We start from the raw sequence: 16,431 nt of genomic DNA, 5'->3' as shown, positions 1-16,431 counted from the left end.
ACCGAGTATTTTCCAATATATTTCCACAATTTAATATTACTATTGAATCGGAAACTATTCAACGTAGAATTTTAATAGTTTCCGCAGATGAATGAAGCTGGATTGTTGCTTGAAAATATTTTCTAGATATCAACCAAAGCAACAAGCCAATTGCATATACCACTGTATTGCTCCCCTTTTTTTCAAGTAAGTGTTCTTTGCCGCTTACTTGTTTGATAAAAAATTGTGGTCATTATTCAGAATTTTTTCTACTACAACACTAGTAGGGGCACGCACAAGCCCTTCTCCTTACAATTCCTTCCCATTGAATTTAGTAATAATTTGCGGTAAAGTTAAAACTCTTGGGAATTCTTTCTACTAGTTATTTTTTAGTGATTTAACCATAGCAGAAATGGATTCCTATTTACTGTTCCTAAAAAAGATTAACTCTTTTAGTCTAGGGTATTTATTATATATAAAGGTTTAAGGAGGAAAACATGAATACGACAGAACCTTACTACATTACAGAATCTAAGCGAATGTGTAGAGAGGCTGGGATGGATCCGCATGAGCTATGCAGGCCAAAGAACTTTTTAAGCGAAGGTGAGTTTGAAAAGAAGCGAAAATCGTATAGCGAAATACTATCAGTGGTGAGTTTCTTCTCGAATAAGTTACTAGATTCCTTAAAAGGAACCCCCATACTTGTTGTTGTTTCGGATGCAACTGGTTATCTTCTGAAAATTGAAGGGGATGAAACCATTAAGTCGACTATCGAACAATTCGGGATTAGTCCTGGTAGCTTATTCATCCAAGAGGATACAGGAACCAATGTTATTAGCCTCTCCTTGCAGCAAAAGCACCCGATTTGTCTTATTGGTGAGCAGCATTATCATACCTTTCTTCATGGCATAGCTTGTTACGGGACTGCCTTTCAATATACAGATGAAAATGACTTGCTTGGTAGTGTGTCCATTATGATGCCTATTCAGTTTCAGAATCCACTTTTCTTAACGATGCTATCCCAATCGGTTGATTCGATTGAAAGGGAGCTATTGTTACGAAAACAAAATAAGAAGCTTAATATTATGAATCAAATTATGTTAAGCAGAACAAGGAATGGAATTGTGATTACAGATGAAAATGGAATCACTACTGAGTTTAATAGTTTTGCAGAAAAAATTTCAAATAATAGCAGAGATTCGGTCATGGGAAGAAATATTCAGGAGTCCCATCTTACCGGCGACTATTTCAAAGAAGTATTAGAACAAGGAAAAATAGTGGAAAATGAAGAATTAAAATTTATAGATAATAAAGGCAACCTCATCGTCTGCCTATTTGATGCACAACCCATTTATGAAGAAGACAAAATGATTGGTGCCTTTGGTCAGTTTAGGGACATTTCAGATCGTTACTTACTGCAGGAGAAATATAACTACTTAGCCTATCACGATGATTTAACGATGCTACCGAATAGACGATTTATTAATAAGGAAATAGAAACGATTATTGAAGAAATAAATGTGGGGAAAAATAGGACTTTAGCGCTTTTATTCATCGATCTAGACCGTTTTAAAATTATTAACGATAACTTTAATCATTCTTTTGGAGATAAATTCCTGATTGAGGTAAGTAAACGCTTAAGTAGTTGTCTTGGGGAGAAGGATATTCTTGCTCGAATGGGTGGCGATGAATTTGTTTTCCTATTAAAAGATTTTGTTGATCCGGATTATGGGACTAAAAAAGCAGAAGAGATACTCCAGTTGTTCCAACAACCTTTTTATGTTGGGAAAAAAGAATTACATACGACAGCGAGTATCGGGGTTTCCATTTATCCAGACTACCCTATTTCAAAGGAACAGCTGATGGTCTACGCGGATAATGCCATGTACCAAGCTAAATCTCAAGGGAAAAACCGCTATGTCATGCATACTTCTGAATTACTGGATGTCATGATGGATGACTACATGCTAGAGATCGATTTAAGAAAAGCACTGGATAAAAAGGAATTTGTTCTCCATTATCAGCCTCAAATCAATATCGAAAGCGGTGAATTGGTTGGATTTGAAGCGCTCATTCGCTGGCAACATCCTATTTTAGGTTTGATACCTCCAGGAAAATTTATAAAACTAGCTGAAGAAAATGGTTTGATCACACAAATTGGAGAATGGGTCATCGAGGAAGCCTGTTCACAAATTAAAAAATGGCAAGATGCTGGCATGACACCGGTAACAATGTCCGTTAATCTATCGACACAGCAATTTCTTATGAGAAATCTCATTCCATTCATGGAAAATGTACTCGAGCGTACAGCAATCGATCCGGCATACGTCGTAGTCGAAATTACGGAATATATGGCAATGGAAGGTGAATATTCCATTCACGTATTAAAGCAGCTAAAAGCACTTGGTATTGGTATCAGTATTGATGATTTCGGGACAGGTTATAGCTCACTTAATTACCTGAAAAATTTTCCGATTGATTATATTAAGATCGACAAATCCTTTGTTAGTGAATTAATGAACAATGAGAAGGATACTGTCATTGTAAAAGCGATTATCACGTTAGCACACAACTTGCACAAAGAGGTGATTGCAGAAGGTGTGGAAACAAAGGAACAGCTTGAATTTCTGAAAGATCATCAGTGTGATATCTCACAAGGTTATCTCTTTAGCAAACCACTTCCAGTAGAAGAAATTGAGAAGATATATTTAACACCACTATGATTGTAGGGGGCACTGATATCATGAGAACGACTTCATCTGTATTAGTATCGAATTTTAAACATTGGGGAATTCACCATATTTTTGGCATTCCGGGAAAGGCAATATCTCCAATACTTTTCGAGGTATTACGCCACGATATGGAGTTTGTATTAAGTAAACACGAAGCGGCGGCTGGTTTTGAAGCTTGTGGCTACGCCTTGATGAACCAAAAAATCGGGGTGGCAGTTGGTACATCTGGACCTGGCGGGACGAATTTGCTTACAGCTGCTGGGCAGGCAAAAGCTTCTAATCTACCATTATTAATCATCACTGGACACCCTTCGATGAAAGATACTGGAAAAGCAATGGGACAAGATTCAAGTCTTTTCGGTGCGGATCTTGTAGATATGTTCAAATCAGTCACGAAATTTAGTGCACGGGTAGAGCGAGGCGATATGCTACAACCATTCCTGCAGCATGCCCTGGAAAAAGCATTATCTGGTGTAAAAGGACCTGTACATTTGTCCATTGCCTTTGATATTTTGTTAGAAGAGATGGAAGCCTTCCAATTGGAGTTACCGGTGTCCCATGATATGATTTCACCTAAAACAAGTGAAGTGATCAATAAGCTGAATATGGCTAAACGCCCTCTATTGTTCTTAGGAAAAGGCGTTCATTCTAGTCGTTCGTACGAAGAAGTTCAACATCTGGCGGAACATTGGAAGATTCCTGTCATTACGACTCCAGGAGGAAAAGGGACATTCCCTTCTAATCATACGCTATCACTTGGACCATTTGGACTCGGTGGTACCACGGAAGCGACCGCATATTTACAAGTGAAAGTGGATCTACTTTTAGTCATCGGTTCCAAGCTAAGTGATATGTCCACAGCCGGACTGTCTAAAGCGATGTATCCCGAGCATGTCATTCACTTCGATTACGACCCAACCTTTATTGGGAAATCGATCCAAGTACCAACTACTCCGATGCTTGGTGATATAAAAGCGAATCTGACTGCTATTTTAAAGGATATACCGAAAACCGATAGCCATGCATTTGTAACACCAATCGAATCGATTTCGCTAGAAGAAAATAAACCAGGAGAGCGAATGTCCGCAGTTCAAGTTTTACGAGCAATGCGTTACGCACTCCCCGAAGAAGCCATTGTTTTTGGCGATGACGGAAGCCACTCTTTTTATGGGATCAAACACTTCGACATATACAAGCCAGGGACTTTCTTCTTCGATGATATATTCGGTGCAATGGGTAACGGAATCGGCTACTCCATCGGCGCAAAACTAGCAGCCCCGAAAGAAACAATTGTGTGCTTAGTCGGGGATGGATGTATGTTCATGCACGGTACCGAACTTTCAACAGCTTACAATCATAACTCCTCAGTCCTATTCGTCGTGTTGAATAATGGTCGACTCGACATGGTGGAAAAAGGAATGCAAAAAATGATTGGCTCGTCTATCGGTGGTGTGTATGAGACTCCACTTGATGTGAAACGTTTTGCTGAATCTATGGGCTTAGAAGCATTTACTTGTCATCACCTTTCTGATTTAGCCGAGAGAATAAAAGAAGCATTACATAAAATCGAAGAAACAAATAAACCAATCGTGATTGAAGCATTAGTGGATGAATACGAAATACCACCAACTATGGGGAGGCAATAAGATGGATAACAACAAGCGCTATGAGTCCGGAAAACAAGTAATGGAAGAATTATTTTCCGAAGAAGTACGGGCTGGCATGGAAGGAATCAAAAATATTTCCCCCGACTTTTGGGAGATGTTAGTGTCCTTCGGATTTGGAGACCTCTACGGTAGAAGTACCCTATCCCACGCACAACGAGAAGTCATCACACTAACAACGCTTATCACACAAGGAGCGTTCGACCAGTTAAAAGTTCACTTACAAGCAGCTCTAAACGTCGGGCTTACCAAGGAAGAAATTATCGAACTCATCATCCACTGTGCTGGATACGTTGGTTTTCCAAAAGCAGTGCATGCAATGGGAATTGCTGGAGAAATTTTTGAGGGAACAAAAGAATAGTTTTAATAAGAAAGAAAGCAACTGAAGATGTTCAATTTCAGTTGCTCTTTCTTTTTCTAAATAGGAATAGTGAATTGAAAAAATTGCTTCTAACAAAGAAAGGCTTTTTAGTGCAACAGTTGTTGAGCCAGGTTAAGAAGGTCTACTAGATGTCAGTGGAATCTTCTCATAATCTGCCGGATTCAATGTTTCAACAGATCCATCTGCGACTCCTTTGATAATTGCTTCAAGTCCACGTTCAACCGATTTAACAAGTTGTCCTTTTTCCTTCTGTCCCATCATTTGTGTCTGGCCTCTCACCTCAAAAAGCACCGTCCCACTTCCATTTAGTGCATAACTTCCAAGTGCTGTACCCGGAAGATCAAGCCCTTGAGAATAAAGGGAAATATTCGTGAACTTTGAATTTCCATAAGATTGAAGTTCGTTGTAAGCCGCTACATTCAATTGTCTTGAAAAATCATAGTTGTAGCTATCAGCGAATTGGGCATATTTTGCTCCTGCAGGTGTGTTCGGATCTGGAACAAACTGTGCAGATAGTGACAAGGTCACTTCATCCGAAGTCCCGTCCACATAGTACATCCCTTGATGATGTAGGTCCACGAAGACATCTACATTTCCATATTCCGCTTGCAATGCTTTGTAAACGTCACGAGAAGTTTGCGATTCAGGTGTGATAAACCAGCCAGGCTTATTGGATGCTCCTGGGAAATCTTGTGCTACTGGGACATAGTCGAGATTTGGATTAAAATCTCTATTTACATCAAAACCTGGATTTTCACCGTAATTATAGCTTTGACTGATTCCGCGGTCTAAATAGTTCCAAGAAGGTTTAGCGCTTGCCAGTTGTGGAAAATCTTGCACCGCTTCTTCCCATGTCATACTATTGCGGCGTTTATCGCCTTCCGAAGCGTCTGGATTCATCATTGGCATAAATACAATCGTTACTTCTTCCCGTATTTTCTTAGCTTCTTTTGAATTTGAAGAAAGGTTTTTTAATAGATTTAAAAGGGCGACCGTGCCTGTTTTTTCGTTGCCATGAATTTCACTTTGAATAAGAATAACTTTTTCGCCTGTCCCAACTTTTGCCGTGTATATATCCAATCCTTTATGTGATTGCCCAACGACCTCTACTTGCACAACCCCATTACTTGATTTTTCAATTTGTTTAAGACTTTTCTGTAGTTCACTGTGACTAATAAAACCAGAGATGGAGTACTCATGATGATGTGTTTCTTGTTTTACCGTATCCGCCGCATAAGCAGGGAAAGCCAAGCTTGTACATAACCCTAAAATTCCAATGGTACTAACAATTTTTTTCTTCAATACGTATCTACTCCTTCTTATTCTTAGAATCGTTAATAGAATAACAAAGGAATTTTAAATAGTAAATGTATTACGAATATTTGAATAGTTAGTAATGTAATAAACCCATATGGCACAAAATATATCTATCTTTAGAGACACGAAGGACTAATTACTTCGACTACCGAAATTAATGTTTTAATAGGTCAAATCGACTACCCTCGAATTGTGTGAGTACCTGGCACCTATTATCTCCTTGGGGGGTGCCAGGTTCTCAAACAATTCAACATAGTTAAGAAGCCTTGTAGGTAGGAGGCTTCTTTTTGCATTCAAAATTTTTTTATATACCCATTTTTGCTTTCAAAATTGAGTTTTGCGTCTTTTTTTGTCTTTTTTATCCTTCAAAATGCCATTGTTTGCTTTTCGGGACATTTTACTTCTTGTTATGGTTCTTTTAATCTAGAAGGAAAGGACGTGACTTATTTGATAGAACAAGTGATAAGTGTTGGATTGGAAGGGATGAAAGGACATCAAGTCGTTGTAGAGGCAAACGTTAGCGTTAGTCCTATAGAAAAATCGGGAAAATGGAATCGACTTTTTGGCAGTATTCAACATGCAACCAATCGGGGAACGCACAATGGTTAGAAGAAAAAGAAACTGGTATCCAAATGGCTTTTATCATATCGTTATGCGAGGGAACAATCGTCAAAATATATTTAATGGAGAAAAAGACGTAAAAGAATATTATCGTATATTAAATTTCGTCTATGCGAAATATCCATTTGAAATAATTGCATTTTGTATTATGACCAATCATGTCCACTTTTTACTTCGATCACCCATCGTCCCTCTGGGGAAACTGATGGCGCCTATTAATAGAAGATATAGCGATTACTATCGTAAAAAACATAACTACACAGGACAAATTTATGAAAACCGCTATTATTCCAAAGAAATCATCGCCCCAGTTGGATTGCTACACGTAAGTAGCTATATCCATCGCAACCCAATCAAAACAAAAGTTCCAATGGTAGAATATTTAGAGCATTACCCGTATTCCTCCTATCCATGTTATTTCCACAATAGGAAAAGACCACATCCTTTCCTCAACCTACAACTGCTTCCTTCACTATTGCCAGCAGGAAGTGAAAAGACAGCACAAGCGTATGCAAAGTATTGCGTAGCCTATGAAGAAGATTCAGAAATGCCTATGAAACCATAGCAAATCATCCAACACATAACTGACTATAAAATTAAATCCAAAGAATTTATATATAACGGATTACAAAATGCCCTGCAGATATCACTCCACAGGGCTTAACTCATTTAAACAAACATACCATACTGTCAGAATTGTGTTAGAACCTGGTACCTCAAATGAACCTGGAATTGTATGAGAACCTGGCACCTCAAACCGAGCGGGTGCCTGGCACCTGTAATGTATATTTGACCAGACCTTTTGCGTTAGCGTATAAGGCTGCTTGGGTTCGATCAGATAAACCTAGCTTTGCAAAAACCTGACTTACATGTTTTTTAACAGTAAACTCTGTTATATAGAGTGATTTGGAAATCTCTTTATTGGAATGTCCTTTGCCCAGTTCTATTAATATTTCCTTCTCTTTTGGGGTCAATTGTTCAATATATCCATCTTCTTCTAAAGGAGGGCTTACTTTCATGAGTAAATCTAATACTGCTGGATCGTAATATTTTCTTCCTTTGCTAATCATTTGTAAAGCATGTAGGAGTTCTTCAGGGAGTGCTTCTTTTAATAGATAACCAGCCACACCAATTTCTTTTGCTTTGTTAAAATCGTCCTCATTCGTGGAAGAGGTAAGTATGACGAATTTGCTAGTTATTCCTGTACGAGAAGCTTCTATTATTAAATCTAGACCCGAGTCATCCCCAAGTCGCAGGTCAACAATCGCTATATCGGGTTTTTCAGTACCAAGCAGTTCTAAGGCATCTTTTCTAGTTGCCGCTTCTCCGATTACGTCTATTAATTCGTCTAATGAAAATAATGATGTTAATCCTTTTCTAATCAATGGATGGTCGTCAATAATTACCAATTTCATTATCCAAGCACCTCTTGTTTTTTTATCATTGTTTCAGTTGGAATCTCTATTTGGAGTGTTGTTCCTAAACCCTGTAAGCTATCAATTGAGAATACTCCACCAAAAGAATTTATAATACTTCTCATATTTATAAGCCCTATTCCTTTTTCTTTCTCCTGATTATGCAGTCGAATCCCAATTCCGTTATCTTCTATTTCTAACGATATTTTATCTTCTAATATAGTTAATGTGAGCATAATTTCAGTGCATTCTCCGTGTCGGACTGCGTTTCCACATGCTTCGCAAATAATACGATAAAGTCCACTTTTCATCTTTTGTGTAAAGAGAGACTCATCCCCAGTTAGTTGATAGTCGATTTGAATGTCATTTAACTTTGCATATTCAGTTAAATAATCTTCCAAAATGACAAAAAATGCTTTACTCCCCTTTTTGACATTACTGAGCTTGTAAATCGATGCTCGGAGTTCTTTCATAGTTGTATTCGCAGTCTGGGATAAGAACTGGTACTCTTGATCCAATTCTTCAGCTGAAATACTGCGACTCTTGGCTCGTAAACTATGCAACGAATACACAATTCCAAATAGTCGCTGTGAAACGCTGTCATGAATTTCGTTTGCGATACGATTCTGTTCCTCCATAATAAGCATTTGGTCCTTTATCTGATTCAGGTGTATTCTCTCCAGCGTCATTTCACTAAGTTCAGCTAAAAATTCAACTGTACGGTTGAGGAAGATGGAAGTTTTCACCTCTTCAATATTGAAAACTTTCACTCCTAAAACTCCAATATGTTTGGAAGTTCTAATTATTCTTATCCAAAAGTATGCTTGATTAAAAATATGGATAAACGATTCCTTTTTCTGACGTATATGATGCCAGTCATTCCTTAAGTCATTTTCTAAATTCATATTATTTGTTGTATTGGAGAAGTGGCTATGTTGCATATAGTGGTCTGTTACCCAGAAGAAGGCCGCATCTTTTTGCGTACATTTTAGTAAAGTTGCCGTTATTTCTTCTGTTAATCTTCCTAGGTATTTAGGAGATGAAAAGCTTTCTATCACTCGGTAGAGGGACATAATATGTTCCAATGTATCTTGATACTTCCTGTTTGTTTCAGCAAGCTGTATATTTTCAATTAACAATTCTTCTTGTTGTTCATTAAGTAAGGTAGCGTTTAAATCCAATTCTTGGGTCAGCCCTAAAGATTTTATCATTTCTAAATCGACCTCCTTCTTAACTCATAATAAAAGCCTAACTAAACTGGATAATAGATATCCAAATTTAATCAGGCCGGTTGCACCAGTAACTCCATACCTCCCAGGTGCCCAAATACAGGAAGTACTTCATAGTATCCTTTATATTTACTAGATTATATAGTTCAGTATAACCAAAAAGGATTAAATATTACGTCACTTTACGCGTGTTTCTGCTAACTATTTTTGTCTTAACACAGGTATTTATGTCTATCCATGTATTCATTATTTTATAGAATAATAAGAAAGAGGTTGGTGCAAAATCCCCCTTAAAAATAAACAGCCCTATAGAGTATATTCTACAGGGCTGTTTATTATTTATTGGAGACCGCCTAGTGACTATGAAGCCATTTTTATCCGTCTGTAACGTCTGATGACCATCCATACAATTCCACCACTTACAAGTAAAACACCAAATAATATCCAATTAAATATGTTTGTGGACGTGGTGGGCATGCTGGTCCCGGCTGATGGTGGACCGACGCTGGCAACCTGTCCTGTTGTCATAGCTTGGACTACTGTGCTATCGTCTCCTTCTGCTGTAAAAGAGAAAACAAAAGCTGACTCAAGCCCTTGAAATTCATTGCCAAGATGCTCTGGAAAACGAATAGTGATATCTAAATTCTCTTCGGTGCCACTTGTAAGTCTTCTTTCTGGCAATGATTCCAGTTGGGCCAATTTCCCTTGATACAATTCAATATCACCTGCTTTAATTTCTAGCAACAGCTCATTGAAAAGCTTTTTTTCTCCACTGTTTTGTAACTGCAGACGGTAAACAAAATCAGTATTTCCGGAATTCTGAACTGCAATGGTCCTAGGCGCCCAATCACCAGGCTTCATGTTGCTAATATCAAATAAATTTTCTTCTGGTGAAAGGCTGATGCTTATTTCCTTCTCAGCGTTGTCTTCTTCACCCTCTGCAAATGCATTGGTCACGGGATAGAAACAGATCGCGCTAGTTAATAGAAGTAATGTGAATAACCGAAAGAGTTTAATCATTGTAATGCCTCCTTACATTCCAAACGATCATATCAGGAAGTACTATTCCCGCTATCTTCCACTACTACATCTACTTGTTTTTTCGGGCGCAATTCGATTACAGAGAGTACTTTCCAAATTGTAAATGCAGAGTAGAGAAGCAACAGGAATCCAGGTATTAAAAGTAGTAATGCGCCATTCTTAGACTGGGAAAAATTAATGAAGTATCCGACATATGGTAATGTGAAGCCTGTGTATTTGGCTACCACATTATCGGAAAGAACTGGATCCATATCCTCCGCATTATTGTTATCACCTTTTGTCCGGTAAAGTACAAGGTCTCCACTTTTAACTACCTCTGTAATTCGGTGTGTGATCAATATGTCTTCTGCTGCCAGGAATGTAATGACATCATCTTTTTGGAAGTCGTTTTTATCTTCAGCTGCCTTGACGGCAATGATTGATCCTGTTTGAATTCCTGGTTCCATGGACCCTGAAAGAACTGTTTTTAATTGGTAACCGAAAAGTTGCGGTTCCCCTCCGGAAGCTTTCGATATAACTACTACAGAAGCTACGCTGATGAGCAGGATCATCAATATGGTAGAGACAATGTTATTTATCCATTTTTTCATCTTTTCTTTTTTCGTTTTCTTGTTATACCTCATTTGTACCATCCTCCGCTTTTTGTATGTTTTCTTCTTGTTTTACAGCATCGTTTATTTCTTCTGCTTTGTTTTGGTCCATTCTATTTTCTGTAGCTTCATCTTTTGTGGAATCTTTATCTGTCGGATTCTTTTCCTTTGATTCGGTTACAGAAGCATCCTTGCCGTCCGGTTGTTTTTGACTTTCATCGTTAGATTTCTGTGGCTCTTTCTCTTTACTATCTTCCACATCTGTTTTGGTGTCTCTTTCTTTTTCGCCTTCACCGTTTCCATTTTCTAATTCTTTCTGTTCTTCATTTTTCGGTTCAATAGTTTCTATGTTTTCCGGCGCTGCTATTTCGCTTTCTTCTAAAGGCTCCTCATTATTGGTACAGTCGRCCATATTCTCCTCACCTGAAGCAGTGCCACTTTCTTCTATAGGGCTACCTTCTTTGCCTTCACATCCTAACTCTCCCGCAGTATTCAAACCATCTATGTCCTCACAGTMAATCATTTCTACCCCATTTGAGATTACACCTTTTTCTTTTTCTTCTGTAGGAGTTTCATCTTTGGCTTCTTGGTCAATCTCTTCTTCACCGCTTGATATTACATCCGTTTCGCTTTCTTCTCTAGGAGTCTCATTTTTAGCTTCACTGTCAACCTCGTTTTCACCGCTTGATATTACATCCACTTTGCTTTCTTCTATAGGAGTATCATCTTTAGCTTCACTGTTAATCTCTTCTTCACCACTTGATAATACATCCGTTTCGCTTTTTTCTATAGGACTATAATTTTTGATTTCGAGGTCAAGATAGACTATTTCACCTGTTACCTCATCAATGATGTATTCCTGACCACATGCATTGACAAAAACCTGCGGAACTTCCCATATACCAGCAGTGATTGTCTCAGAGTTCTCCGACTGACTGCTGAAATATGCGGATGTGTCAGACGTCATATAACCGGTCCCGAAGATGGCTAAGTAACAAATGAGTGCAATTTTAAAAATTAGGAAAAGATCGTATTTCTTTTTCTTATATCTGCGTCTACGCTCTTTACGCTTGCTATGTTTGCTTTTCAAACTGATCCCACCTTTCGAAGTTTTATCACTGGATTTTCTTAAATATATTCCTCAAAACACAAAACAATTTTATATGTTGAGAAATATATATAAGGAATGGCACCAACGGATCGGTGAAATGAAATAAAGGAGGAGAAGGGCTCTCCTCCCATTATTTAATGAAATTATTTTAATGAGCCTAATCCTTGTCGAGCATCAAATTGCCAAGTTAAGTTCAAAGAATCGCCTTGGAATTGATTTTGATCTTTGTTATTCTCAACAAATTCAAATGTCACTATTAGATCGTCAGAATCATTATGCTTTAAACCGCCTCTTTCTACAAATAATGGAAAGTATAAGCCCGCAACTGCATCCGGTGTCATATCCTTCAATTCAGCAAGAGTCTTCCATATTACCGGAGCATTCGCTTTATCTGAGTTCAACATCAAATTAACACGGATATGTTTTCCAAAGTCATCTGTATTATCGCCTGTTGTGTCTGTTACATCATATGCTGTTTTAAGTAAAATTTTTGAAATGTGGAGCGAACCTTCATTTGTTAACTTAAATGTTCTAATCATTTTGTCACCAGGCTTTATATTATCTACATTGATAATTTCTTGGGGACTTAGCGATAAATCCAAGGTACCAGCAGCAAATGTATTTGTTGATGTTTCTACGTCGTTGAAATATGCATATGTTCCCCCGCCGATCATACTTACTGCCAATGCTCCAGTTACGATACCAGTTGCTAGTTTCTTTTTAAGATTCATTTTATATTCCTCCAATTAGTTTTAGTTTTTTTGGTTATTACTTGATCTTACATATTTCCTTTTTCAAGCTTTGCTTCGAAGTTCATGTTGCTTTTGATAACATAGACCTGGTTCCATGCGCCATTCCATAGTCCGAAATCTGTTATACTTCGAATGTTTCATTTTATCCAAAGTGGTTTATTACTCCACCTCAGAATTTTTTGGGGCTAAGTCTCTCCTAGCTTACTCAGTTCCTCAGCCGAGATAGTGATAGATAAAAGAAGTATAATGCCACTACTTATCTTGATATTCTATTCTAGATTTAAGTACCTCTCTTTATGTCATACACCTCTTTCTTTAGACTTAGTATTGATGACCATGCAATGGAACTAACTTCAGTATATACAGTACCAAACAATTGAGCCTCCCTCGCACGAGTGATTTTAGACTATTCAGTATTCTCCTTTTGGATGATTCTCTTGGTATACTTTTGTACCATTCAATGGATTATGAAAGAGTGTAATAAACTAACAACTTGTAAAAAGTGTTCGCCTCCAGTTTGTTAAAAAGAAAAATCGCTCCAAGCCATAATTAATATGACTTGGAGCGATTTATAAGGTAACAACTCTAACTTATTTCTTGAAAAGTTTCACGTTAGAATCTTGTGCGATATAGTGTTTATCATCAACTTGATACATGCATGGAACATATCGATACACTCAATATTGTTCGCCTTTTCAATACTCTTGCAAGCTTCGTCGTTTTGTCAATGGATTCCCAAATGACAGTGTCTTCAAGAATGATAACTTTACCAATTTGACCTGGACGTAGCTCAAGTCCTTTCCACATTTGTTTAGGACGTTCTTGCTCCGGCAATTGGTTTTTAGCAATCATTTCTTTGGATGGTGTTTCGTAAAAAATTGAGGCTGTTCGTTCCAACCAAATGTCTCCACCTAATCCAAGCATTGGAGAAATCTCTTGTATAACAGGTAAAAAATGTTTGGGAATCAAATAATAATGAACAAAGCTTCTCTGTCTAGACTTTTTTTAAAAACTAGCATGCAAATTTAAAATTCAATTCTACAAATACCTGTTACTTTTCTTCCTTAAGTCCACCATATTTTCGATTCCTTCGTTGATAATTTTCAATGGCATCCATTAAACATGCTTCGTCAAAATCTGGCCATAAAGTATCGGTGAACCAAAACTCGGTATAGGCTAGTTGCCACAACATAAAGTTACTAAGGCGGATTTCACCACTTGTACGAATAAGTAAATCTGGTTCCGTTAAATCTTTCGACATCAAATAACTACTGATCAAGTCTTCCGTAATATCCTCAGAGGAGATTGATCCAAGCTGCACCTTATTTACAATCTGTTGCACTGATTGAACAATTTCATCACGACTTCCATAATTTAAGGCGAAATTTAATATCAATCCATCGTTCCGAGAAGTTTTTTCAACAGCTTTCGTAATCGCCCTTTTAGTATGATCGGGTAAAAGATCAAAATTCCCCATCATCCGTACTTGTACATTTTGCTCTATCAACTCTGGTAAAAAGGTACCTAATAATTCTTCAGGGAGTTTCATAAGATAATCTACTTCTTTTTTTGGTCTTTTCCAGTTTTCTGTAGAAAATGCGTATAAAGTTAAAGTTTTAATACCTACTTCATTGGCGAACCTAGTAATTTTCTTAACAGTTTGCATTCCCTCATAATGTCCAGCCACCCTTGGTAAAGAGCGTTTTTTAGCCCATCTACCATTTCCATCCATAATAATTGATATATGAGAAGGCAATTGCTCTATTTGCGCCAGTTCTTTTCTTCTTAATAAATCATTATTCCGCGCTGGCTGCTTTTTACGCATAAGCTTATTTAGCATACCTATCCCACCCTATATTTTTTCCAGTTATATGTATCTATCTTATCAGAAAATCCTTTACAAGACTTTATAAAGTTTGACAAACAATTTTCTGATTGACAGAATTTAGTGGGTGACTGGCACGTTTTTCTACAAACCCAACTCCTCCAAAAACTCCTTCGATTCGGACCCATGAAACCCGAACAAATTCCCAACCAACTTAATATACTCCCGAAATGTTATATCCCGATTCGATTCGTCTACCCACCATCTTTTAGGGTTATAAGCATTCATTTCCCCAGCAACATAAGTTAATCGAATATCACTATTCCGAAACGTTTTATCATATAATATTTTAACCCGCCTCATATGAGAGTTAGAAGAAACGACGATTGCAGACCTAAACTTGTGATTGACCATTACCTCTTTCGAAAAAATAGCATTATCCAATGTACTGTCTGATTTCACTTCCATTAAAATAAAATCATTAGGAACGCCCAATTTCAATGCTCGTTTGTATAGGTTTTCCACACTTCCATTCGTTAAAAGTATGTAAGGGGCATAGCCTTCCTTATAGAGCTGAACACCTTTTTCTAAACGACCCTCCCCACCACTTAAAACAATGATGACATCGGATGTTAGTGGTTTTTCATCCACAACGAGAAAATCACCAGCGAAGTAAAAGGCCACCAGTAACAGAAGTATCCCTACCAAGCCTATCCATTTTTTCTTAAACATCGAACCCACAAAGTACTTCTTTTCGATAAAGTTCCACTAAATCATCCACCATCGCATCTTGATCTTTTTTCAAACGCGGACAAATGTGATAATAATCCTTGCCATTTTTATGAGGCTTTCCAAACGTCCGAATGCCTGCCTCCACCAAGGCCAGCATCCATCTTTCTTTCATACTATCTAAATTCTTTCTTTTCCTTTGGTCATGAATACCCCAACCTAGACAAGTCCATGGATTTAACTTCAATGTACCAAGATCTTGCATAACATCTAACGGATCCATCAAACTTCGATCAACAAGCGCTTCAAATTCACCAATCGCTTGATCACTTTTTACATTTCGCAGGGAAAATAAATGATAGAGAGGAACACGACCATCGATAGTTTCACCCATATACAAGCTCTCAACGATTCGAATTACCTGCCGCATCGTACTATCTATTTCCGACTCCATAAATCCAGATTCATCCGGAATTGAAGTTTTACCATGCAAAGGTGCGGAACTGCCTGGATTTAATAAAAGGAAACTTCCAATCGACTTCTCGCTAGTTCCCCATTGTAAATAGGCTGCTTTTCGATGTGAGTATCCGTTTTCCTCTATAAACTTTCCGTATGCTTTTACATGATTCAAGTTGAGGTCCTCCTTTTAAATGAAATGAATATTCGGCCTATTGACGATATAAATATTCACCGTACTAATATCATATTTAAACTTGAATTCAACTAATGCCCTTTTACAATAAAAAATTGATTAAATCACTATTTACTCTTAATCATTCTATCAATAATGCCTAACATTTACGTATTTTCCCTTAAAATTTGCAACTCTTTTTCCAAGATTTCCTCGACGACTTGGTACTGGCTTGCAGTGAGAAGAGCGCTATCCCCTATATCATCTCTAATGGCTACTTGGTTAACATTGACCACTCAATAAACGGTATACACCTTCTCCAAAGACAAATCGTTAAAGGTGTTCATTCTATTCGGGGCTAATATAGTATTATCTTTTGGAATGTGCAAAATTCGAATTAGATTACCCACCTG

The 16,431-nt window shown here is 37.6% G+C and carries 16 protein-coding genes and 1 riboswitch; of the genes, 5 read left to right on the top strand and 11 right to left on the bottom strand.

Going from position 1 to position 16,431, the window contains the following annotated elements; translation table 11 throughout:
- Positions 1-476 precede the first annotated feature (476 nt).
- The 3 genes from AC1DFT_RS09090 to AC1DFT_RS09080 are packed head-to-tail and all read left to right on the top strand — an operon-like array spanning position 477 to position 4,736.
- A complete protein-coding gene (locus tag AC1DFT_RS09090; protein ID WP_477918864.1) occupies positions 477-2,702 on the top strand; it encodes an EAL domain-containing protein in 2,226 nt (741 codons plus the stop codon).
- Between the two features lie 20 nt (positions 2,703-2,722).
- Positions 2,723-4,357 (top strand): thiamine pyrophosphate-binding protein, encoded by a 1,635-nt coding sequence (locus AC1DFT_RS09085; protein WP_477918863.1) that lies wholly within the window; start codon positions 2,723-2,725, stop codon positions 4,355-4,357.
- A 1-nt stretch (position 4,358) separates the two neighbouring features.
- Positions 4,359-4,736: a carboxymuconolactone decarboxylase family protein gene (locus tag AC1DFT_RS09080; protein WP_477918862.1), complete on the top strand. Its 378-nt coding sequence runs from the start codon at positions 4,359-4,361 to the stop codon at positions 4,734-4,736.
- A gap of 132 nt (positions 4,737-4,868) precedes the next feature.
- Here the strand turns inward: AC1DFT_RS09080 and AC1DFT_RS09075 are convergent, their stop codons facing one another.
- Entirely contained in the window at positions 4,869-6,059 is a 1,191-nt protein-coding gene (locus AC1DFT_RS09075; protein ID WP_477918861.1) for a M14 family zinc carboxypeptidase, read from the bottom strand.
- A 453-nt stretch (positions 6,060-6,512) separates the two neighbouring features.
- Here AC1DFT_RS09075 and AC1DFT_RS09070 point away from each other — a divergent pair, with 453 nt between their 5' ends.
- The gene (locus AC1DFT_RS09070; RefSeq protein ID WP_477918860.1) at positions 6,513-6,683 is read left to right on the top strand and encodes a hypothetical protein; all 171 of its coding nucleotides are present in this window, start codon (positions 6,513-6,515) and stop codon (positions 6,681-6,683) included.
- Entirely contained in the window at positions 6,676-7,260 is a 585-nt protein-coding gene (locus AC1DFT_RS09065; RefSeq protein WP_477918859.1) for a transposase, read from the top strand. The genes AC1DFT_RS09070 and AC1DFT_RS09065 overlap by 8 nt, the downstream gene beginning before the upstream one ends.
- A gap of 187 nt (positions 7,261-7,447) precedes the next feature.
- Here AC1DFT_RS09065 and AC1DFT_RS09060 read toward each other — a convergent pair whose 3' ends face one another.
- From AC1DFT_RS09060 to AC1DFT_RS09015, 10 genes are all read right to left on the bottom strand, one after another.
- Positions 7,448-8,110, bottom strand: coding sequence for a response regulator (locus tag AC1DFT_RS09060; RefSeq protein WP_477918858.1), 663 nt, complete (start codon positions 8,108-8,110; stop codon positions 7,448-7,450).
- Positions 8,110-9,321 carry a sensor histidine kinase gene (locus AC1DFT_RS09055; RefSeq protein WP_477918857.1) on the bottom strand — a complete coding sequence of 404 codons (1,212 nt, stop codon included), beginning with the start codon at positions 9,319-9,321 and terminating at the stop codon, positions 8,110-8,112. The genes AC1DFT_RS09060 and AC1DFT_RS09055 overlap by 1 nt, the downstream gene beginning before the upstream one ends.
- 65 nt (positions 9,322-9,386) lie before the next feature.
- Positions 9,387-9,470: riboswitch (cyclic di-GMP riboswitch) on the bottom strand.
- Between the two features lie 229 nt (positions 9,471-9,699).
- Positions 9,700-10,359: a hypothetical protein gene (locus tag AC1DFT_RS09050; RefSeq protein WP_477918856.1), complete on the bottom strand. Its 660-nt coding sequence runs from the start codon at positions 10,357-10,359 to the stop codon at positions 9,700-9,702.
- A gap of 32 nt (positions 10,360-10,391) precedes the next feature.
- Positions 10,392-11,003, bottom strand: coding sequence for a signal peptidase I SipW (gene sipW, locus AC1DFT_RS09045; RefSeq protein WP_477918855.1), 612 nt, complete (start codon positions 11,001-11,003; stop codon positions 10,392-10,394).
- Positions 10,993-12,060, bottom strand: a complete 1,068-nt coding sequence (locus tag AC1DFT_RS09040; RefSeq protein ID WP_477918854.1) for a hypothetical protein — start codon at positions 12,058-12,060, stop codon at positions 10,993-10,995. The genes sipW and AC1DFT_RS09040 overlap by 11 nt, the downstream gene beginning before the upstream one ends.
- Positions 12,061-12,224: 164 nt before the next feature.
- Positions 12,225-12,812, bottom strand: coding sequence for a TasA family protein (locus tag AC1DFT_RS09035; RefSeq protein ID WP_477918853.1), 588 nt, complete (start codon positions 12,810-12,812; stop codon positions 12,225-12,227).
- 663 nt (positions 12,813-13,475) lie between these two features.
- The gene (locus AC1DFT_RS09030) at positions 13,476-13,757 is read right to left on the bottom strand and encodes a hypothetical protein (RefSeq protein WP_477918852.1); all 282 of its coding nucleotides are present in this window, start codon (positions 13,755-13,757) and stop codon (positions 13,476-13,478) included.
- A gap of 127 nt (positions 13,758-13,884) precedes the next feature.
- Positions 13,885-14,673, bottom strand: coding sequence for an isoprenyl transferase (locus AC1DFT_RS09025; RefSeq protein WP_477918851.1), 789 nt, complete (start codon positions 14,671-14,673; stop codon positions 13,885-13,887).
- A 129-nt stretch (positions 14,674-14,802) separates the two neighbouring features.
- Positions 14,803-15,390 (bottom strand): YdcF family protein, encoded by a 588-nt coding sequence (locus AC1DFT_RS09020; protein WP_477918850.1) that lies wholly within the window; start codon positions 15,388-15,390, stop codon positions 14,803-14,805.
- Positions 15,383-16,018, bottom strand: a complete 636-nt coding sequence (locus tag AC1DFT_RS09015) for a hypothetical protein (RefSeq protein ID WP_477918849.1) — start codon at positions 16,016-16,018, stop codon at positions 15,383-15,385. The genes AC1DFT_RS09020 and AC1DFT_RS09015 overlap by 8 nt, the downstream gene beginning before the upstream one ends.
- Between the last annotated feature and the right edge of the window lie 413 nt (positions 16,019-16,431).

This window comes from Psychrobacillus sp. 05T411 (assembly GCF_056396485.1).
This window is presented reverse-complemented; position numbering and strand designations above follow the sequence as displayed.

Coding starts and splice junctions, on each gene's coding strand:
- AC1DFT_RS09090 (WP_477918864.1), top strand. CDS start 477: ATGAATACGACAGAACCTTACTACATTACAGAATCTAAGCGAATGTGT.
- AC1DFT_RS09020 (WP_477918850.1), bottom strand. CDS start 15,390: ATGTTTAAGAAAAAATGGATAGGCTTGGTAGGGATACTTCTGTTACTG.
- AC1DFT_RS09060 (WP_477918858.1), bottom strand. CDS start 8,110: ATGAAATTGGTAATTATTGACGACCATCCATTGATTAGAAAAGGATTA.
- AC1DFT_RS09085 (WP_477918863.1), top strand. CDS start 2,723: ATGAGAACGACTTCATCTGTATTAGTATCGAATTTTAAACATTGGGGA.
- AC1DFT_RS09055 (WP_477918857.1), bottom strand. CDS start 9,321: ATGATAAAATCTTTAGGGCTGACCCAAGAATTGGATTTAAACGCTACC.
- AC1DFT_RS09035 (WP_477918853.1), bottom strand. CDS start 12,812: ATGAATCTTAAAAAGAAACTAGCAACTGGTATCGTAACTGGAGCATTG.
- AC1DFT_RS09050 (WP_477918856.1), bottom strand. CDS start 10,359: ATGATTAAACTCTTTCGGTTATTCACATTACTTCTATTAACTAGCGCG.
- AC1DFT_RS09030 (WP_477918852.1), bottom strand. CDS start 13,757: ATGCTTGGATTAGGTGGAGACATTTGGTTGGAACGAACAGCCTCAATT.
- sipW (WP_477918855.1), bottom strand. CDS start 11,003: ATGAGGTATAACAAGAAAACGAAAAAAGAAAAGATGAAAAAATGGATA.
- AC1DFT_RS09080 (WP_477918862.1), top strand. CDS start 4,359: ATGGATAACAACAAGCGCTATGAGTCCGGAAAACAAGTAATGGAAGAA.
- AC1DFT_RS09025 (WP_477918851.1), bottom strand. CDS start 14,673: ATGCTAAATAAGCTTATGCGTAAAAAGCAGCCAGCGCGGAATAATGAT.
- AC1DFT_RS09065 (WP_477918859.1), top strand. CDS start 6,676: ATGGTTAGAAGAAAAAGAAACTGGTATCCAAATGGCTTTTATCATATC.